Raw genomic sequence first — 16,627 nt, forward strand, 5'->3', positions numbered from 1 at the left:
AGGATGCCGACCAGGTCGCCGCCGCTGAGGTCGGCGAAGCGGCGCAGCACGGTGCGCGCCGACTCGTCGCGGCGGCCGGTGGTCGCGTCACCGAGGGCGCACAGCACGCCGGGCGACGGCGGCACGATGACCGGCCACGCGCCGGTGAGCTTCCCGAGCGCGTTGGCGTGCAGGGGCCCGGCACCCCCGAAGGCGACGAGGGCGAAGTCGCGCGGGTCGAAACCCTGCTGGACCGAGACCAGCCGCAGGCCGCCCAGCATGTTCTCGTTGACGATGTCGACGATCCCGGCGGCCGCGGCCTCCGGGGACTCCAGCCCGATGGCCTCGGCCACCTTGCTCACCGAGGCGCGAGCGGCCTCGACGTCCAGGGTGATCTCGCCGCCGGCCAGCGACGAGGGCAGGTACCCGAGGACGACGTTGGCGTCGGTGACCGTCGGCTCGACACCGCCCTTGCCGTAGGCGGCTGGGCCCGGGTCGGCGCCGGCGGACTGCGGGCCGACGCGCAGAGCCTTGGTCAGCTCGGGCACGTGCGCGATCGAGCCGCCGCCGGCGCCGACCGTCCGCACGTCCACGCTGGACGCCCGGACGGTGAGGTCGCCGACCTTGGTCTCGCGGCCGATCCGCGGCGAGAGGTCCTGGACGAGCGCGACGTCGGTGGACGTGCCGCCCATGTCGAAGGTGATCAGGTCGCGGTGGCCGCACTGCTCGGCGACCCAGACCGCGCCGGTCACCCCGCCGGCCGGGCCGGACAGCAGCATGGTGACCGGGGCACCGATGGCCCCTCGGCCGACTGCAGGCCGCCGTCGCTGCGCAGGATCGCCAGCTCCCCTGCACGCCACCCTCGGCCAGCTGGTCCGACAGGGTCTGCACGTACTTCTTGACCTGCGGCTGGACGTAGCCGTTGGCCACGGTGGTCAGCGTGCGCTCGTACTCGCGCATCTCGGGCAGCACGTCGGAGGACAGGCTGATCGGAACGCCCGGCAGCACCTCCGCGGCGATCTCGGCGATCCGCCGCTCGTGCGCCGGGTCGGCGAAGGAGTTGATCAGGAGACGGCCAGCGCCTGGATGTCCCGGCCGGCGAGCCGGGTCAGCCGGGCGCGGACGTCATCCTCGTCCAGCTCCCGGACGACGGTGCCGTCGGTGGCGATCCGCTCGTCGACCTCGACGGTGTTCTCGAGGTCGGCCAGCGGCTCGGGCTTGGGCCAGATGATCCAGCCGGCCAGCCCGCCGGGGACGAACGACCGGGCGATCTGCAGGACCTGCCGGAACCCCTTGGTCGTGACCAGGCCGACGGTCGCGCCCTTGCCCTCGAGGATGGCGTTGGTCGCGACCGTGGTGCCGTGCAGCACCTGAGCGACCTCGGACAATGCGATCCCCGCCGCGGCGCAGACCTGGCCGATGCCGTTGAGGACGCCGACGGCCTGGTCGGCGGGGGTCGAGGCGGTCTTGGCCCGCCAGGTGCTGCCGCTGCCCTCCTCCACCAGCAGGACGTCGGTGAACGTTCCTCCGACGTCGACTCCGAGCCGGTAACTCATGAGGCCTCCTCATCGCTGGGGTCCTGCGTGCTCACGTGCTGTGCTGTCTCGTGCAGTGCGGCGCGGACCATGACGGCCCGCGCGTTGGAGATGTGGGCGGTCATGACCGCGCGGGCCCAGCCGGGGTCGTCGGCCCGCAGCGCGGCGACGATCTCCACGTGGTGGGCGAGGCTGCGGCGCAGCGACTCGGCGTCGTACGCGGAGAAGTTGCGGCGCACGATCGGCGGATGGATGGCCGCCGCCAGGGCGGTGGCCAGGGTGGGGTGGGCGGCGAGAGCGACCAGCCGGTCGTGGAAGGCGCGGTTGAGCGGCACGAGGGCGTCGAGGTCCTGCCGGGGACCGGGGCCGCCGACCTCGACCATGCGGTGCGCGAGGTCGTCGAGCTCCTCGATGTCGGCCGGGGACGCGTTCGGGACCGCGAAGCCGGTGAGCTGCGGCTCGAGGGAGATGCGCAGGTCGAAGACGCCCTCGAGCTCGGCGACCGTCCAGGTGGCCACCCGGGCGCCGCGGTTGGGGCTGATCTCGACCAGACCCTCGGCCGCCAGCCGGCTCAGTGCCTCCCGGACGGGCGTGCGGCTGACGCCCAGCCGCTCGGCCAGCTCGACCTCGCCGAGCCGCGCGCCGGGGCTGAGCGCACCGCCGAGGATGAGCTCGCGCAGCTCCTGCAGCGCCCGCTCGGCGGACGTCACCGGTCGTGTCATGGGTCACACCCCTCGAAGATTGTGTGCAAACCTAGGGCCGCCGGGTTCCAGGAGGCAACGGCTGCCCGTAAATTCCAGGTGACTGCATACAAGAGGGGCCGTCGTGGCGGAGTTCTTGAGCAACGGGCGCACGCCGAGGGCACGGCTGCGAGAGCTGATGGCCGGGCCCGCTCCGCTCGTCGCGCCCGGCGCCTACGACGCGCTGAGCGCTCGGCTGATCGAGCAGGCCGGCTTCGACGCCGTCTACATGACCGGGTTCGGGACGACGGCGTCGCTGATCGGCCGGCCCGACGTGGGTCTGCTCAGCGGCGCCGAGATGGTGGACAACGCCCGGCGGATCGTCTCCGCCGTCGACGTGCCGGTCATCGCCGACGCGGACACGGGGTACGGCAACGCGCTCAACGTCGTCCGGACCGTGCAGCTCTACGAGCAGGCCGGGGTCGCCGGGATCCAGCTCGAGGACCAGGTGATGCCCAAGAAGTGCGGGCACATGAGCGGCAAGCTGCTGATCCCGGCCGACGAGATGGCCGGCAAGCTGCGGGCCGCCGTCGAGGCGCGTCGCGACCCGGACCTGCTGATCATCGCCCGCACGGACGCGGTCGCCGTCACGGGGACCGACGACGCCATCGCGCGGGCCCGGGCCTTCGCCGACGCGGGGGCCGACGTCCTCTTCGTGGAGGCGCCCACCTCGGAGGCCGACATCGAGCACGTGGCCACCGAGCTGCGCGGAGTGGCTCCGCTGGTCTTCAACTGGGCCGAGGGCGGCAAGACGCCCCCGATGTCGCTGGAGCGGATCGCCGAGCTCGGCTTCTCGCTGGTGATCTACCCGATCGGCACGCTGCTGGCCGCGACCGCCGGGATCCGCTCGCTGCTGGACACGCTGAAGCGCGACGGCGTGCCCACGGCGGCGCTGGACGCGGTGCCGACCTTCGCCGAGTTCACCGACCTGGTCGGCCTGCCCGAGGTGCAGCGGCTCGAGCAACGGTTCTCGGGCGCCTGACCGACGGTGGGCGCGGATGCGCAGTTCCGCGGCCGGGAACTGCGCATCTGCGCCCGATGTCGGGTCAGACCAGCGTCGTCCGCGTCTGACCCAGGCTCTGCCAGTAGGCGTTGAGCGCGTTGTTGGTCTGGACGAACCAGATGAACGGGCCGACCAGGATGAAGAGACCGGGGAAGAACCACAGCGCGGTGAGCGCGCTGACCGGCTTCTCCTGCCCGCGTCGCTCGTACAGCTGCCCGACCTCGTTGCTCAGCAGGAACGGCGAGACGAGGCCGACGATGAACGCGATGACCAGGGCCAGGACGCCGCCGAGACCCTCGCCGCTGTGCCGCTTCATCTCCTCGTGGGTCTGGAAGTAGTAGACGAGACCCCAGATGCCCAGCGTCACGAAGAACAGCAGGATGATCATCCCGGTCGGGCGGACCTGGCCCACCGGCCCTTGCGGGCGGCCGTACTGCTCGGAGGCGGGGACGCCGGGCATCTGCTGGGTCCAGGCCGGGGAGCCGTACCCCTGCGGGCCGTAGCCGGCCGGCGGTGCGGCGTAGCCGTACGGCGCGCGCTCGTCGGGCCGGCCGGCGTCCGGGGGCGGCGGCGGGTGCTGCGGCGGGGGCGGCGGGTTCTGCGGCGGGTTCTGCGGCATGGTCATGGCTGCTCCTCTCGCGGTCCCCGACGGCAGCGAGTCATCCTGCTCCGCCACGACGCTCCCGTGACCCCCTTTCGGCACGGGGTGCTACACCTCGGGGATGACCCGGTGGCGTCGCGCGGCCATCGCGGTGGTCGCCGGCGGCCTGGTGCTCGCGGTGAGCGGCTGCCCGGCCGGGGATCGCGACCGATCGCCGGGACCGACGCCGTCGGCCGTGGACGTCGGACCGGCCCGCCCCACCGATCCCTCCACCGACCTGCCCGCGTACGCCGGTCCACCGGCCGGCGGACCGCCGAGCGTGGGTCCGCCGACCCGGGTGCGGGCGGCGGTCGACCTGACGCCGGCGACGCCGGGGACCTTCGCCCGCGTGGTCTCGGCCGCGGCCGCGCCGGACGGCGGGGCGTTCGCCCTGCTGAGCCCGGTGGACCGCACGCTCCCCAGTCGCTGGTGACGCTGCGGGGCACGGCGATCGCGGGCGTCGTCCCCGTTCCGCGGGTCGAGGACGTGTGGGGGCTCCACGTGCTCGACGACGGGTCGGTGGTCGTCACGGGACGGCTCGCTGACGGGGGTCTCGGGATGCGGGTCGTCGCCCCGGCCACCGGGGACGTGCGGACGACCGTCCTGCTGCCCGCCCGCGACGACGTCCGGTCGTCGACGGGCCGGTCGGCACTGGCCCCCGGAGGGGCGCGGCTATACGTCTTCCTGAGCGTCGTCACCGGTACGGGCATCCGCGAGGCGCTGCTGGCGGTGGACGTCCCGACCGTCCGGGTCCTGGCCGAGCGGGACCTGACCGACGACGTCGCGTCCGCCTCGGCGTACCCGGTCGCCGACCAGCTCGCCGGGCTCCTCCCCGCCCCTCGGGCGGCGTGACCCTGGTGTTCGACGCGTCCCCCACCGAGATCGCGGAGGACCGGATCCCGACACTGCTCCGGTACGAGGCCGATCTGCAGCCGGCGGGGCCGGCGGTGCGCACGACCGGCCTGGCCGAGGGCGCCGAGACCCGGTCGGTCGCCGGCACGGCCGACGGCACCGTCTTCGTCCTCGCCGCGGTGCAGCACGGCTCGTGGTTGCTGGCAGTGCCCGACGGCGGCGGCGCGGGGCCGCTGCTCGCCCAGCTGGAGGACCGGGTCTACGGCTATGCGCTGACCGTGGAGCCGGCGCAGGTGTGGGCGGTGCTGCCGGCCCCGGTGGGGGTGCGGGCGGTGGACCTCACGACCGGCGAGGCGCTGCCGCCGCTCGACCTCGGCTGCGATCGGCGGCTCGACGTCCGGGCCCTCTACCCCGCGGAGTCCGGGACGCTGGCCATCGGCGAGTGCGACGACGAGCGCGAGGACACCCAGCTGCTGTGGTTCCTGGGCCCGTGAGGATTCCTGGCGCGCGGATCGTTCAGCCGGGGTGGTCGCCCAGGATCTGCGTCCCATGCTGGCCGGCCAGGGTGACGAGTCGCTCGGGGTCCTCGAGCAGCCACTCCTCCCCTCGCGGGCGACCGCCCGGAAGAAGTCCTCCATCCCCGACGGCGACACCAGGGTCAGCATGCGCACCGACTCCTCGCCGAGTCGCCGCAGCGCGTGCGGCGTGCCGCGCGGGACGAGCAGGAAGGCGCCCGGCCGCGCGACGGTCTCCGCATCGCCGATCCAGACCGCGACCTTGCCGGAGAGGACGTAGAAGGCCTCCTCGGCGACGGTGTGGGCGTGCAGCGGCGTGCTGTCGCCGAAGAACTCCTCCTCGACCAGCCAGTAGGCGCCGCGCGTCTCGGCGGACGCGGCCTTGGTCGTGTACGTGGACCCCAAGGCGGTCAGCCGGAACCCTCGCCCGGTTCGAGCACGGTCATCGCGCACCCCCGAGGTTCGCCTGGCCCCCAGTCCGCCACGGTGGCGCGTCGGGGCGGCGACGTCAACGGCGTCAGCGACCGGACCGGTTCGGCGGACGCTTTCCCGTGGGGGCGGACGCCCACCGGCCCACGGACGTGCGGACACCACCGACGGATCCGGCCGTGCCGCGCCCGTCGGGCGCGGCACGGCCGGGAGCGCAGGCGGTGGGCGTCAGCGTGCGCCGAGGCTGCGCCAGTACGCGTTGAGGGCGCCGTTGGTCTTGACGAACCAGATGATCGGACCGACGAGGATGAACATGCCGGGGAAGACCCAGAGTCCGGTCACAGCGCTGACCGGCTTGTGCTGGCCGCGTCGCTCGTACAGACCGCCGACCTCGTGGCTGAGCAGGTAGGGAGACGCGATCCCGACGAAGATGCTCAGCACCAGGGCAAGGACCCCGCCGATGCCTTCACCGCTGTGCCGCTTCATCTCTTCGTGGGTCTGGTAGTAGTACACGAACCCCCAGATCCCGAAGGTGACCACGAACAGCAGCATCGTGATGCCCGTGCCACGCACCCGACCGATCGGGCCCTGCGGCTGCGCGTGCTGCGCGTGGGCCGGGACCCCCGGCATCGGCTGCCCGTAGCCGTGCTGCTGGCCCGGGTAGGGCTGCACCTGCTGCTGCGGCGCATAGTTCTCGGACGTTGTCATGGCCCCCGCTTCCGTGTTCGCGCCCCCGGTGCATCCGCGGGCATGCGGAACGTAGGGGACTCGCTGGGCCGTGGCGCCGTCTTGCCGTCACCGACGTGCCCGCGTCGTCCCTCGGGTCCCGGGGTCACGCGGACCCCACCCCGCCGCCGGATCGGCGCGCCACCGTCAGCGACCGGACCGGTGCGCCGGGCGCTTCGCCAGGCGGCGTCCCGCCTCAGCGTGCGCCGAGGCTGCGCCAGTAGCCGTTGAGCGCCCGGTTGGTCAGCACGAACCAGACGAGCGGGCCGACGAGCAGGAAGATCCCGGGGAAGAACCAGAGCCCGGTGAGCGCGCTGACCGGGCTGCGCTGACCGCGGCTCTCGTAGAGGCGGCCCACCTCGTGGCTGAGCAGGAACGGCGAGGCGAGCCAGAACACCACCGCCAGCAGCAGCGCGAGCACGCCGCCGAGACCGTCGCCGGTGTGCCGCTTCATCTCGTCGTGGGTCTGGAAGAAGTACACGTATCCCCAGATGCCGAACGTGACGACGAACAGCAGCATCTGCAGCCGGGTCGTGCGCACCTGCCCGACCGCGCCCGTCGGGACCCAGCTCCGCGCGGGCGCCCGGACGCCGGGCATGGGGCGGTAGGCGGGAGCAGGCGGCCCGAACTGCGGCGGGGCTGGACGGGCCGCGGGCCGGGCAGGTCGGCGAAGAGCTGGTCGAGATCGCCGTAGGTGACCGCGGCGAAGGCCTGCGCCAGCCGCCGGTCGTACTCGGCGTCGTCGAGCCGGCCCTCGGCCCAGGCGGCACCGATCCGTGCTGCGGCGGCCTGCCGCTCGGCGTCGGAGACCCGGAGGTGGCGTGCCGTGGTCATGCCGAATCGTCGCACGCCGGCACCGTTCGCGGAACGGGTCGGATCGGCTCGCTCAGCGCAGCCGGGCCGCCATCAGGTCCTGCGGCGAGGTCGGGCGCAGGTCGTCGAAGGCGTCGGGCAGCCCCAGCCCGCTCGCGGCGGTCTTGAGCTGCCGGAGCTCCGCGGTGGTGAGGATGGCGTTCTCCAGGGCGCAGGCGCGCAGGTGCCCCAGGACGCGGCGGTGCAGCGCGAGCAGCTGCTCGGGGGTGATGCCCGCGGAGGCGGCGAGGCGGGCGAGCAGCTGTCCCTCACCGCCGAGGATCCGGCCCTCGCCCAGGGCGCACGTCAGCGTGTCGACGTAGCGCTGGGCGGCGGCGTTCGGGGCGTCGACGACCGCTCGCGGCAGCCGGTCGACGATCGACGCGATCCAGCCGTCGGTCCTCGGGCTCAGCTCGCCGAACCTGGTCGTCGGCTCCACCTCGACGTCGAGCTCGGGCATGGGCCGCAGACCGGTCAGGTAGCGCGGCGGCTCCGCCTGCATCGCCAGCAGCCGCGGCAGCAGCGCCGCGACGGTGCGGGCGTCGGTGAGGGCGGTGCGGGGGTCCGCGACCGGCAGGCCGACGACCCGGGCCAGCGTGTCCAGCCGATGATTCGGAGCGCGCAGGGTGCGGCGGGCGAGCCACGACGTGCAGAGCCCGGGGTTGAGCGGCAGCGTCACGCCGATCCGGGTGAACTCCGCGGCGAGGAAGCGCTCCACGAGCGCGGCGTTGTGCGCGACGACGACGGCGCCGTCCAGGCGGTCCAGCAGCTCGCCCGCGACGTCCTCGAACGACGGGGCGTCGCGCACCTCGCTGGGCGAGATGCCGTGGACGAACGCCGGGCCGACGTCGTGGCCGGGGGCGAGCAGGGTGACGTACTCGTCCTCGGTGCGGCCGCGGTCGTCGACCCGGACGACGGCGATCTCGACGATGCGGTCGCCGGTGGCCGGCGAGAGCCCGGTCGTCTCGACCGACACGACGGCGAAGGGCGCGTCGACCGGGAACCCGGGGCCGTCGCCGCCGTACTGGAACAGCCGCCCGCGCATCCCCGGCTCGGCGAACGCGACCGGCCCCACCAGCTCGGTCAGGTCGACGGGGCGCCGGGGTGCGGGGATGGCGGGACCGGCAGCGCGCCCCTGGGGGCGGCCTGCCGGCGCCGGGCCGCCCGCCGGCCGGAGGCACGCTCCGCCAGGAACAGCGCGGCCAGCAGCAGCAGTCCGCCGATCACCGATGCACCGACCAGGACCTCGATCGGGACCCCGAACATTCACCCTCCCCAGACGACCTCTCGCAGTGGCCATCGGCAGCATCCGGCCTGGTCGGCACCGGCGGGTGACGGCACGGCGTCGACGCGCCGCAGCCGTCACAGGCGTCGCGGGCGTCTCCTCACCGGGGCGCCCTGCTGCTGACGGCCGCGCCCCGACGGTGCGCGGAAACGCACCGGGTAGGGCCGGGCGAGGACCAGCGCGCCGGGTCGCGGTGCGCGGGACAGGTCGGAAGGTCGGACCGATGCCGACGGCAGCTGCGCGGGGAGCGGCGGCAGGCGCGGTGGGCGTCCTCGCGATGGACGTGGCGACCTGGGCCATGTTCCGGCGGGAGAGCAGTCGCGACCTGCTCCGGGAGAAGCGTGCTCGCGTGTTCGGCAAGGACACCGCCCACGCGGTGGTCCGGCAGGTCACCCGAGCGGTCGGCAGCGACGCGGGCTCCGATGAACCGAACGGTGCGGGGATCGCCGTCCACTACCGGCTCGGGATGGGTCCGGGAGCGGTGTACGCCGTCCAGCGGCGGCGGTGGGTGCGCACGGGCGGCGGCGCCCTGTACGGGCTGCTCCTGTTCGTCGTGGACGACGAGCTGGCCGCTCCCCTGCTCCACCTCGCCGGGGCACCGAACGCCTACCCGCTGATCGCCCACGTCCGAGGACTGGTCGGGCATGTCGCCCTCGGGATGGTCACCGAGGCGACCCTGCGCGCGATGGAGGACGGCCCCGCGCCGCAGCCCTGACGTCTACGACGCCCGGTGACGGACCACCAGGTCGCGGAGCCGGCCGAGCGCGATCCGCACCGGCGCCTCACCCGCATCGCCGTCCCGCGACCGGACCTCGTCGTCGCTCTCCTGCCATGCGCCGGGCAGCGGGATCTCCAGCGTGGCGCCGCGGCGGTGAGCGGCTGGCGCAGTGGCTGGGCGAAGTCGACGCCGCCGTGCACCTCGACCGTGACGCCGTCCAGGCGGGCCCGCTCGGCCAGCTGCGCCACCACCCACTCGCCCCAGGCCGTGCGGTAGCCGGTGGACCGGTCGCCGATCTGGGGTCGAACGGGCCGACGACGTCGTCGGCGTCGAGCACGCCGTGCGCGGCGCTGAGCACGAACCACGGGAGGCCGGCGCGGACCGCAGCGTCGCGGGCCCGGGCGAAGCCGGGGCTGGCGAAGATCCGCGCGACCGGCAGCGGCTCGGCCGCCGTCCCCCGGAGGACCCGATGAGGACCAGCCGCGTCCCGAGGACGACGCCGGCCCGGGTCCGCACCTCGCGGTGGCGGACGTAGCGACCGCGGTCGACCCGGTGCAGCAGCGGCGCCCGCCCCGACGGCGGCGATCCGGCGTTGCCGGTGGCCAGCTGGATGTGCGTCGCGATCGAGGAGACGCCGACGTCGGGGCGGCGGGCGCTGACCCAGTTGATGAGCGCGGCCCGGGTGAACGGCTCCGGCAGCGTGGCCGCGCCCTCGGCGACCAGCTCCCAGATCGTGGGCAGCCCTGAGGTGCTCATCCGCGGACGCTAACCCCGCCTCCGGGCGCCCGGAACCGGTGCGCACGGAAGTCCGCACCTTCGGTGGACACCGGTTGCGGGGGCCGCCCCGATCGGCAGGCGGCGGTCCGCTCGGTACCGTCGGCCACGGGCCCCGTTGTGATCCGGGGCAACGAACCGGCCCAACCGTCACACGCGCCCCTTCCGTCGGGGAGCATGGAGTGACCGATCGGTCCGCTCCGGTAGACAGGTGACATGGAGAGCACTGCCGACATCCAGGTGGGCGACGTCGTCGCCCCGCGGGCGGCGGTCTCCATCGAGATCACGTCCACGCCCGTCCTCAGCTACGCGCTGGCCCACAACCGGGTCCCGGTGGTGTCGCGGCTCGCCCTCACCAACCTCGGGAGCCCGGTGCGGGCGGCCACGGTGCGGCTCGGCGTCCGCGACGCCGAGGGCCCGATCGCCCGGACGGTCGAGCTCCTGGCCGACCTCGACGAGGGCCGGACGACGGTGCTCACCGACCTCGGCCTGGTCATGGACCCGGCCGCGATGCTGAACGTCGAGGAACAGCGCCCGGGCGTCATCGACGTCGAGGTGCTGACCGAGGGCCCGGACGGCACCACGGTGCTCGGCGAGAGCAGCCGCGTCGTCCAGGTGCTCGCCGCCCAGCAGTGGCTGGCCACTCCCGTCCCCTGGCGCTGGAGATGCTCGCCGCCCACGTGCTGCCCAACCACCCGGCGGTCACCGCGGTGGTCAGCGAGGCGGCCGACCTGTTGGAGGAGCGGACCGGCCGCGGCTCGATCCAGGGCTACGCCGACGGCCCCGAGCGGGTCGACGAGATCGTCTCCGCGATCGCCGCCGTCCTCCAGCGCCGGGGGATCCGCTACAGCGAGCCGCCGGTCAGCTGGTCCGACCTCGGCCAGCAGGTGCGCTCGCCGGGCGACGTCCTCACCTGGCGCGTCGGCACCCCGCTCGACCTCGTCGTCGTCATGGCCGCCGCGCTGGAGCAGGCCGGCGTCCGGCCGCTGCTGTGGCTGGCCGACGGGCACTCCTTCCTCGGCTACTGGCGGGAGGAACGGTCAGCCGAATCGGCCGCGACCACCGACGCCGCTCCCCTGGTCAACCTGGTCGACCTCGGGCTGGTCGGCCTGGTCGAGACGATCCTGCTCACCAGCTCGGGCGAGCTCGCCGCAGACCTGCACACCCCGGCCTACGGCGACTGGCTGGCCGGTGACCTCGACCGGATCCTCGGCGTCACCGACGTCCACCGGGCGCGCAAGGACGGCATCTACCCGCTGCCGGCCCGGGCGCGGGACGAGGCCGGCGTGCTGCAGGTCGTCGAGTACCGGCCGGCGCTGCACAGCGCCCCCACCAAGGCGGAGCCGCCCACCCCGGCGTCGTCGTCGAAGCCCGAGGCGCCGGCGCGGGTGCAGCAGTGGAAGAACGCGCTGCTCGACCTCAGCCTGCGCAACCGGCTGATCAACTACACCGAGCGCTCCGGGCTCGCGCTGACGATCCCGGGCACGGCGCTGGGCGCCCTGGAGAACTTCGTCCACGACGGGACGCCGGTCAGCCTGCTGCCGGCCGACCAGCTCGCCGCCGTCCAGGCCGAGCGGGGGTGACCACCGCGCGTGAGCTGCCCGACGAGCAGCTGACCGAGCTGCTGGTCGAGCGGCGCGAACTGCACGTCGACGTCTCCGGCGCCGGCTACCTGCCGAAGCTGCGCAACCTGGCCTACAAGGCCAAGACGGTGCTCGAGGAGACCGGCGCCAACAACCTCTACCTGGCCCTGGGCAGCCTGGTGTGGGAGCTGGACGGCCGCCCGCTGCGCTCTCCGCTGGTGCTCATCCCGGTGGTCCTCGCGCCCATGGGCCGCACCGGCTCCTACCGGCTCTCCCTGGACGAGTCCGGGTCCAGCACGCCCAACTACTGCCTGCTCGAGAAGCTGCGCCAGCTGCACGGGCTGACCGTGCCGACGCTGACCGAGGCGGTCGACGGCACGCTCGACCTCGACGCCGCGTTCGAGGCGATGCGGTCGGCGCTGGTCGGGCACGGGCTGCCCTACCGGGTCGAGTCGACCGCCGACCTCGCGATCCTGCAGTTCGCGAAGTTCCGGCTGTGGAAGGACCTGGACGAGCACTGGGCCGACTTCACCGACAACCCGCTGGTCTCCCACCTGGTGCACGAGCCGACCGAGGCGTTCGAGGACCCGGCCCGCGACACCGGCTCCTACACCGACCTCGACGAGCTGGCCGCCGAGCTGCCCGCCCCCGCCGACGCCTCCCAGCTGCGGGCGATCGCCGAGGCCACCGCCGGGCGCACCTTCGTGCTCGAGGGCCCGCCCGGCACCGGCAAGTCGCAGACGATCACCAACCTGCTCGTCCGGGCGGTCGCCGAGGGCAAGCGGGTGCTCTTCGTCGCCGAGAAGCGCGCGGCCCTCGACGTCGTCGCGCGCCGGCTCGACGCCGTCGGGATGGGCATGTTCGCCCTCGACCTGCACGACAAGGGCTCGCGGGCCTCGATGGTGCGGGCGCAGATCCGGCTGGCGCTGGAGCACGCCGTCACCGTCGACGAGCAGGGCCTGGCCGCCGACGGCGAGTCGCTGCGGTCCGCGCGCCGGATGCTGGCCCGCTACACCGACCGCCTGCACGACCCGAACGCGGTCGGGCTCTCGCTGTACTCGGCCCGGACGTCGGAGCTCGCGGGCGGCACGGAGGTATCGCCGCTGCCGGTGCCGCTGCCGTTCGCTGCCAACGCCCCGGCCGAGGTGCTGCGCTCGGTGCGCGTGGAGCTGGCGCTGCTGCCCGACATCGCGGACCTGACCCGCCCGTCGCCCCGGCACCCGTGGGCGTTCGTCGATTCCCCGACATCGACCTCCCGGCCACCCAGGCGGCCGCGTCCGCGGTGGACGCCGCCGTCCGCGAGGTGCAGGCCGTGCCGGAGCTGGCCGGGGTGCTGCGCCGCACCAGCACGGTCGACGAGCTCGACGCCCTCGTGCACGTCCTCAGCGGGCCGGGGATCGGGCTCGACGTCCTCGACGAGACCTTCGGCGCCTTCTGGACGGCGGCGACGTCGGCGGTGCTCGGCGAGATCGCCGCGTTCACCGCCTTCCGCCACCCCGGCCTCGACGTGTGCACGCCCGAGGTGCTGCAGCTGCCGCTGGCCGAGATCTACGTGGCCGCGCAGACAGCGGCGGCGTCCTCCTGGTGGGGACGGCGGCGCAAGCTGATCGCCGTCCGTGACTCCCTGGCGCCCTACCTCCGTCCCGAGGCGAAGGTGAAGCCCAAGGACGTCCCGGTCGTCGTCGAGAACCTGTGGCGGGTGCAGACCGCGGTGCAGGCGATCGCCACCCGCGCGGACTCGATCTCCGGTCTCTCGGTGCCCGAGGGCTGGAACCCGTTCCTCGACGGCGACCTCCTGGCGCAGCAGGTGGACTGGCTGCGGCGGGCCGGGGCGGCCGTCGACGGCTCGACGCAGTTCCACGTCCAGCTGCGCAAGCTGATCGTCGCCGGGCTGCCCGCGGGCACGGCGGCGGCCGAAGCCGTGGCCCGGCTGCGGGACGCCGTCGCCGCGCTGGTCGCCGCCTGCCGGACCACCTCTCACCAGCTGGCCACCTGGGCCGGGGACGACGGCTTCGTGCTGCGCTGGTCGATGACCCGCCCCGAGCGAGGGGCGACGGCTCGGTGCTCATGTCGCTGCGCCGCTGGGTCTCCTTCCTCGACACCCTCGAGCCGCTGCGCTTCGCCGGGCTGTTCGACGCCCGCGCGCTGCTCGTCACAGGGGCGGTCAAGGCCGACGACGCGGTGCGGGCGTTCGACCGCGGTCTGGCCATGGCCTCGGTCGCGGAGCGGCTGGACGCGACCGGCCTGGACCTGTTCGACGCCGGCGCGCACGAGAAGGCGATCCGCCGGTTCACCCGGGCCTCGCGGTCGGTGCGCGAGCACCTGACGACGGCATTGCCGGCTCGCGTGCTCGAGGCCCGGCCGTTCGACGCGGCATCCGGATCGGGCCAGGTGGGCGCGCTGCAGCGGGAGCTGGCCAAGCAGCGCCGCGGGCTCGGCGTCCGGCAGCTGCTGGCGACCTACGGCGAGCTGATCACCCAGGTGATGCCGTGCGTGCTGGTCTCACCGGACTCGGTGGCCCGGTTCTTCCCGGCCGTCTCGGGCCTGTTCGACCTGGTGGTTTTCGACGAGGCGTCCCAGATCCGGGTGGCCGACGCCGTGGGTGCGCTGGGCAGGGCGAAGGCCGCCGTCGTGGTCGGTGACTCCAAGCAGATGCCGCCGACGTCCTTCGCCGAGCCGTCGTCGGTGTCCGACGACGCGGGCGACCTCGCCGAGACCGCGGTGGAGGACGAGGAGTCGATCCTGTCGGAGTGCGTGCAGGCACGGGTGCCGCGGCAGTGGCTGTCGTGGCACTACCGCAGCCAGGACGAGTCGCTGATCGCGTTCTCCAACGCCCAGTACTACGGCAACCGGCTGTCCTCGTTCCCGGCGCCGACGCACGGTCGGCCCTCGTCCGAGCCCGACGGGCGCGGTGTCTCCCTGGTCCGGGTGCCCGGCACGTTCCACCGCTCCGGTGCCGGCCGGTTGCTGCGCACCAACCCGATCGAGGCGACGGCGATCGTCGCCGAGATCCGCCGCCGGTTCGACGCGGTGCCGAAGTGGGACGGCGTCGACGCGGTGCCCTCGATCGGCGTCGTCACGTTCAACGCCCAGCAGCGCGCCTACATCGAGGCGCTGCTGCGCGACGCCGACGACGAGCGGCTGGCCGCGGCTCTGGACCGCACGGACGGCGAAGGCCTGTTCGTCAAGAACCTGGAGAACGTGCAGGGCGACGAGCGCGGCGTCGTCTTCTTCTCCACCGGCTTCTCCCCAACGCGGCCGGCGAGCTGCCGCTGAACTTCGGGCCGTTGAACCGGGTGGGCGGCGAGCGGCGGCTGAACGTGGCGGTGACCCGCGCGCGGCGGCAGGTCGTCGTCTTCTCGTCCTTCGACCCGGAGCAGCTGCGGGCCGAGGAGACGTCGTCGGTGGGCATCAAGCACCTGCGGGCCTACCTCGACATGGCGGCGCAGGGGACCGACGTGCTGCCCCGCGACGCGCGGTCGGCCGTCGTCGTGGACCGGCACCGCGAGGAGATCGCCGCGCAGCTGCGCGAGCGCGGGCTCGTGGTGCGCACCGACGTCGGGCTGTCGGACTTCAAGGTCGACCTCGCGGTGTCACGCTCCGCAGACCCGGACTCACCGCTGATGGCCGTGCTGCTCGACGGTCCGGCGTGGGCCCGCCGCGGAACCGTGGGCGACCGGGACGGCCTGCCGGTCGAGGTGCTCGGCGACATGCTGCGCTGGCCGCTCGTCGAGCGGGTGTGGCTGCCGACGTGGCTGGCCGACCGCGCCGCCGTCGTCGACCGGCTGGTCGAGGCGGTGGATGCCCTCCCGACCGCTCCGGTCGCCGAGCCGATCCAGCTGCCGACCGCCGCGCAGGAGTCGTTCAAGGGCGTGGCCGCGCTGCGCTCGTCGGTGACGGCGTCGGTGGCCGTGCCCGCCGCTCCGGCGAAGCCGGCGCCCCGGGCCGCGACGGCGAAGAAGCCGGCCGGACCGGCGGCGTTGGACGGCGAGACCCCGTTCGTGCCGTGGCTGCCCAAGCCGGCCGGCGACAAGGCGGTGCTCGACGAGCTGCCCGCGTCGAAGGCCGCGCGGGCGGTGCGCCGGGTGCTGGCGGCGGGCATCAAGGCCGAGGGCCGATCCACGCCGACCGGCTGGCCAAGCTCACCGTCAACGCGTTCGGGCTGAACCGGGCGTCGGAGGGCCGGAAGACGACGCTGCTCTCGCTGCTGCCACCGTCGGCGGTGGTCGACGGCTACCTGTGGCCCGAGGGCGTCTCCCCGACACGTTCGACGGGTTCCGCCGGCAGACGTCGAGCACCGACCGGCCGATCGACCACGTGGCACCCGAGGAGATCGGCAACGCGATGGCGGCGCTGTGCCGGGCGAGCGCCGGGATGGCAGCCGACGAGCTGCTCACCCAGGCGGCGGCGATCTTCGGCTACAAGCGGCGGACGCCGGCCATCACGCCCGCGCTCGAGGCGGCGCTGAAGCTGGCGCTGCACCGCGGCCGCCTCGTCGAGCAGCCGTCGGGTCTCCTCACCGTCTGAGCCCGCTCCCGATGATCAGGTCCCCTGGTCATCATGGGTCCTCCCCACCGTCGACCGCGCGGGAGGACCCCGAACGACGAGGAGGACGGCCGTCAGTCCGGCGGGGTGAGAAAGGTGCAGATCGGGCCGTTGGCGCGAGCGAGCCGGCGGTCGAGGGTGACCAGGGGTGCCCCCAGCTCCTCTGCGAGAGCAACGTAGGCGGCGTCATAGGCCGTGACGTTCGGGTGCAGTTCCCACACGCGTGCCGCGACGATGCCGAAGTCGAACATCGTCACGCGAAGGTGTGGGAGCGACTCGTGGGCCAGGACCGCGACCTCGGGGCTGAGCGAGCCGGCGAGGACGGCACGGCGGAGCACGTTCGACACCTCGACGAGCAGGTGAGCTGGGGCCGCCAGCGGCCTTCCCTCAGTCGAACCACGGCCCACTCGCCGTCGCGACCCTCGTCGACCAGCGCCGCGACCACTGCCGA

Annotated in this window: 23 protein-coding genes and 3 pseudogenes; 12 read left to right on the top strand and 14 right to left on the bottom strand. The window is 74.1% G+C overall.

The window, feature by feature from the left end; genetic code table 11:
• Positions 1-143 precede the first annotated feature (143 nt).
• From U6N30_RS18955 to U6N30_RS18965, 3 genes and pseudogenes are all read right to left on the bottom strand, one after another.
• Positions 144-758, bottom strand: a pseudogene (locus U6N30_RS18955) (hydantoinase/oxoprolinase family protein); the annotation flags it as partial.
• A gap of 285 nt (positions 759-1,043) precedes the next feature.
• Positions 1,044-1,535: a hydantoinase/oxoprolinase N-terminal domain-containing protein gene (locus U6N30_RS18960; RefSeq protein ID WP_324273479.1), complete on the bottom strand. Its 492-nt coding sequence runs from the start codon at positions 1,533-1,535 to the stop codon at positions 1,044-1,046.
• Positions 1,532-2,236, bottom strand: a complete 705-nt coding sequence (locus U6N30_RS18965; protein WP_324273480.1) for a GntR family transcriptional regulator — start codon at positions 2,234-2,236, stop codon at positions 1,532-1,534. The genes U6N30_RS18960 and U6N30_RS18965 overlap by 4 nt, the downstream gene beginning before the upstream one ends.
• 103 nt (positions 2,237-2,339) lie before the next feature.
• Here U6N30_RS18965 and U6N30_RS18970 point away from each other — a divergent pair, with 103 nt between their 5' ends.
• Complete coding sequence (locus U6N30_RS18970; protein ID WP_324273481.1) at positions 2,340-3,236, top strand: isocitrate lyase/PEP mutase family protein; 897 nt, start codon at positions 2,340-2,342, stop codon at positions 3,234-3,236.
• A 64-nt stretch (positions 3,237-3,300) separates the two neighbouring features.
• On the opposite strand, the gene U6N30_RS18975 is transcribed toward U6N30_RS18970, so the two are convergent.
• Positions 3,301-3,882 (bottom strand): DUF4234 domain-containing protein, encoded by a 582-nt coding sequence (locus tag U6N30_RS18975; protein ID WP_324273482.1) that lies wholly within the window; start codon positions 3,880-3,882, stop codon positions 3,301-3,303.
• Between the two features lie 97 nt (positions 3,883-3,979).
• Between U6N30_RS18975 and U6N30_RS18980 the strand changes: the two genes are divergently transcribed.
• From U6N30_RS18980 to U6N30_RS18995, 4 genes are read left to right on the top strand one after another with little or no spacing between them, the layout of a single operon-like run.
• Complete coding sequence (locus U6N30_RS18980; RefSeq protein ID WP_324273483.1) at positions 3,980-4,330, top strand: hypothetical protein; 351 nt, start codon at positions 3,980-3,982, stop codon at positions 4,328-4,330.
• Positions 4,327-4,749, top strand: a complete 423-nt coding sequence (locus tag U6N30_RS18985) for a hypothetical protein (RefSeq protein WP_324273484.1) — start codon at positions 4,327-4,329, stop codon at positions 4,747-4,749. Before U6N30_RS18980 ends, U6N30_RS18985 begins: the two co-directional genes overlap by 4 nt.
• The gene (locus U6N30_RS18990; protein ID WP_324273485.1) at positions 4,746-5,243 is read left to right on the top strand and encodes a hypothetical protein; all 498 of its coding nucleotides are present in this window, start codon (positions 4,746-4,748) and stop codon (positions 5,241-5,243) included. Before U6N30_RS18985 ends, U6N30_RS18990 begins: the two co-directional genes overlap by 4 nt.
• Positions 5,244-5,298: 55 nt before the next feature.
• Complete coding sequence (locus U6N30_RS18995; RefSeq protein ID WP_324273486.1) at positions 5,299-5,544, top strand: hypothetical protein; 246 nt, start codon at positions 5,299-5,301, stop codon at positions 5,542-5,544.
• Here U6N30_RS18995 and U6N30_RS34200 read toward each other — a convergent pair.
• The 6 genes and pseudogenes from U6N30_RS34200 to U6N30_RS19020 all read right to left on the bottom strand — a co-directional run.
• A pseudogene (locus U6N30_RS34200) lies at positions 5,463-5,897 on the bottom strand (cupin domain-containing protein); the annotation flags it as partial. The gene U6N30_RS18995 and the pseudogene U6N30_RS34200 sit on opposite strands and share 82 nt — an antisense overlap.
• Before the next feature lie 24 nt (positions 5,898-5,921).
• Entirely contained in the window at positions 5,922-6,401 is a 480-nt protein-coding gene (locus tag U6N30_RS19000) for a DUF4234 domain-containing protein (RefSeq protein WP_324273487.1), read from the bottom strand.
• A 214-nt stretch (positions 6,402-6,615) separates the two neighbouring features.
• Complete coding sequence (locus U6N30_RS19005) at positions 6,616-6,939, bottom strand: DUF4234 domain-containing protein (RefSeq protein ID WP_324273488.1); 324 nt, start codon at positions 6,937-6,939, stop codon at positions 6,616-6,618.
• Positions 6,870-7,253 carry a DUF1707 SHOCT-like domain-containing protein gene (locus U6N30_RS19010; protein ID WP_324273489.1) on the bottom strand — a complete coding sequence of 128 codons (384 nt, stop codon included), beginning with the start codon at positions 7,251-7,253 and terminating at the stop codon, positions 6,870-6,872. Before U6N30_RS19010 ends, U6N30_RS19005 begins: the two co-directional genes overlap by 70 nt.
• Positions 7,254-7,305: 52 nt before the next feature.
• On the bottom strand, positions 7,306-8,346 hold the full coding sequence (locus U6N30_RS19015; protein WP_324273490.1) for a 3'-5' exonuclease: 1,041 nt from the start codon (positions 8,344-8,346) through the stop codon (positions 7,306-7,308).
• An 8-nt stretch (positions 8,347-8,354) separates the two neighbouring features.
• A complete protein-coding gene (locus tag U6N30_RS19020) occupies positions 8,355-8,537 on the bottom strand; it encodes a hypothetical protein (protein ID WP_324273491.1) in 183 nt (60 codons plus the stop codon).
• Positions 8,538-8,779: 242 nt separating this feature from the next.
• Here U6N30_RS19020 and U6N30_RS19025 point away from each other — a divergent pair, with 242 nt between their 5' ends.
• Positions 8,780-9,271, top strand: coding sequence for a hypothetical protein (locus tag U6N30_RS19025; RefSeq protein ID WP_324273492.1), 492 nt, complete (start codon positions 8,780-8,782; stop codon positions 9,269-9,271).
• 67 nt (positions 9,272-9,338) lie between these two features.
• Here U6N30_RS19025 and U6N30_RS19030 read toward each other — a convergent pair whose 3' ends face one another.
• The 3 genes and pseudogenes from U6N30_RS19030 to U6N30_RS19035 form a co-directional block, all read right to left on the bottom strand.
• Positions 9,339-9,860, bottom strand: coding sequence for a DUF6884 domain-containing protein (locus U6N30_RS19030; RefSeq protein WP_422678128.1), 522 nt, complete (start codon positions 9,858-9,860; stop codon positions 9,339-9,341).
• A pseudogene (locus U6N30_RS34205) lies at positions 9,815-10,030 on the bottom strand (DUF7669 domain-containing protein); the annotation flags it as partial. The pseudogene U6N30_RS34205 and the gene U6N30_RS19030, both read right to left, overlap by 46 nt.
• 323 nt (positions 10,031-10,353) lie before the next feature.
• Complete coding sequence (locus U6N30_RS19035; protein ID WP_324273494.1) at positions 10,354-10,692, bottom strand: hypothetical protein; 339 nt, start codon at positions 10,690-10,692, stop codon at positions 10,354-10,356.
• 21 nt (positions 10,693-10,713) lie between these two features.
• Here U6N30_RS19035 and U6N30_RS19040 point away from each other — a divergent pair, with 21 nt between their 5' ends.
• The 6 genes from U6N30_RS19040 (at position 10,714) to U6N30_RS19065 (ending at position 16,158) form a co-directional block, all read left to right on the top strand.
• On the top strand, positions 10,714-11,631 hold the full coding sequence (locus tag U6N30_RS19040) for a DUF4011 domain-containing protein (RefSeq protein WP_324273495.1): 918 nt from the start codon (positions 10,714-10,716) through the stop codon (positions 11,629-11,631).
• Positions 11,628-13,238, top strand: coding sequence for a DUF4011 domain-containing protein (locus tag U6N30_RS19045; protein WP_324273496.1), 1,611 nt, complete (start codon positions 11,628-11,630; stop codon positions 13,236-13,238). The genes U6N30_RS19040 and U6N30_RS19045 overlap by 4 nt, the downstream gene beginning before the upstream one ends.
• Complete coding sequence (locus U6N30_RS19050; protein WP_324273497.1) at positions 13,154-13,957, top strand: hypothetical protein; 804 nt, start codon at positions 13,154-13,156, stop codon at positions 13,955-13,957. Before U6N30_RS19045 ends, U6N30_RS19050 begins: the two co-directional genes overlap by 85 nt.
• Before the next feature lie 326 nt (positions 13,958-14,283).
• Positions 14,284-14,907, top strand: a complete 624-nt coding sequence (locus U6N30_RS19055; RefSeq protein ID WP_324278375.1) for a DEAD/DEAH box helicase — start codon at positions 14,284-14,286, stop codon at positions 14,905-14,907.
• A gap of 20 nt (positions 14,908-14,927) precedes the next feature.
• Complete coding sequence (locus tag U6N30_RS19060) at positions 14,928-15,797, top strand: hypothetical protein (RefSeq protein WP_324278376.1); 870 nt, start codon at positions 14,928-14,930, stop codon at positions 15,795-15,797.
• Positions 15,798-15,870: 73 nt separating this feature from the next.
• Complete coding sequence (locus tag U6N30_RS19065; RefSeq protein ID WP_324273498.1) at positions 15,871-16,158, top strand: hypothetical protein; 288 nt, start codon at positions 15,871-15,873, stop codon at positions 16,156-16,158.
• A gap of 92 nt (positions 16,159-16,250) precedes the next feature.
• Here the strand turns inward: U6N30_RS19065 and U6N30_RS19070 are convergent, their stop codons facing one another.
• Positions 16,251-16,523, bottom strand: coding sequence for a type II toxin-antitoxin system VapC family toxin (locus U6N30_RS19070; protein ID WP_324273499.1), 273 nt, complete (start codon positions 16,521-16,523; stop codon positions 16,251-16,253).
• Positions 16,524-16,627: the final 104 nt, after the last annotated feature.

Source organism: Blastococcus brunescens (genome assembly GCF_035320885.1).
Taxonomy (GTDB): Bacteria; Actinomycetota; Actinomycetes; order Mycobacteriales; family Geodermatophilaceae; genus Blastococcus_B; species Blastococcus_B brunescens.

Bases quoted from the DNA above. Each gene is read 5' to 3' on its own strand.
- U6N30_RS18975 (WP_324273482.1), bottom strand. From the start codon at position 3,882: ATGACCATGCCGCAGAACCCGCCGCAGAACCCGCCGCCCCCGCCGCAG.
- U6N30_RS19020 (WP_324273491.1), bottom strand. From the start codon at position 8,537: ATGTTCGGGGTCCCGATCGAGGTCCTGGTCGGTGCATCGGTGATCGGC.
- U6N30_RS19040 (WP_324273495.1), top strand. From the start codon at position 10,714: ATGCTCGCCGCCCACGTGCTGCCCAACCACCCGGCGGTCACCGCGGTG.
- U6N30_RS19025 (WP_324273492.1), top strand. From the start codon at position 8,780: ATGCCGACGGCAGCTGCGCGGGGAGCGGCGGCAGGCGCGGTGGGCGTC.
- U6N30_RS18995 (WP_324273486.1), top strand. From the start codon at position 5,299: ATGCTGGCCGGCCAGGGTGACGAGTCGCTCGGGGTCCTCGAGCAGCCA.
- U6N30_RS19010 (WP_324273489.1), bottom strand. From the start codon at position 7,253: ATGACCACGGCACGCCACCTCCGGGTCTCCGACGCCGAGCGGCAGGCC.
- U6N30_RS18980 (WP_324273483.1), top strand. From the start codon at position 3,980: ATGACCCGGTGGCGTCGCGCGGCCATCGCGGTGGTCGCCGGCGGCCTG.
- U6N30_RS18960 (WP_324273479.1), bottom strand. From the start codon at position 1,535: ATGAGTTACCGGCTCGGAGTCGACGTCGGAGGAACGTTCACCGACGTC.
- U6N30_RS19005 (WP_324273488.1), bottom strand. From the start codon at position 6,939: ATGCTGCTGTTCGTCGTCACGTTCGGCATCTGGGGATACGTGTACTTC.
- U6N30_RS18965 (WP_324273480.1), bottom strand. From the start codon at position 2,236: ATGACACGACCGGTGACGTCCGCCGAGCGGGCGCTGCAGGAGCTGCGC.
- U6N30_RS19000 (WP_324273487.1), bottom strand. From the start codon at position 6,401: ATGACAACGTCCGAGAACTATGCGCCGCAGCAGCAGGTGCAGCCCTAC.
- U6N30_RS19055 (WP_324278375.1), top strand. From the start codon at position 14,284: ATGCCGCCGACGTCCTTCGCCGAGCCGTCGTCGGTGTCCGACGACGCG.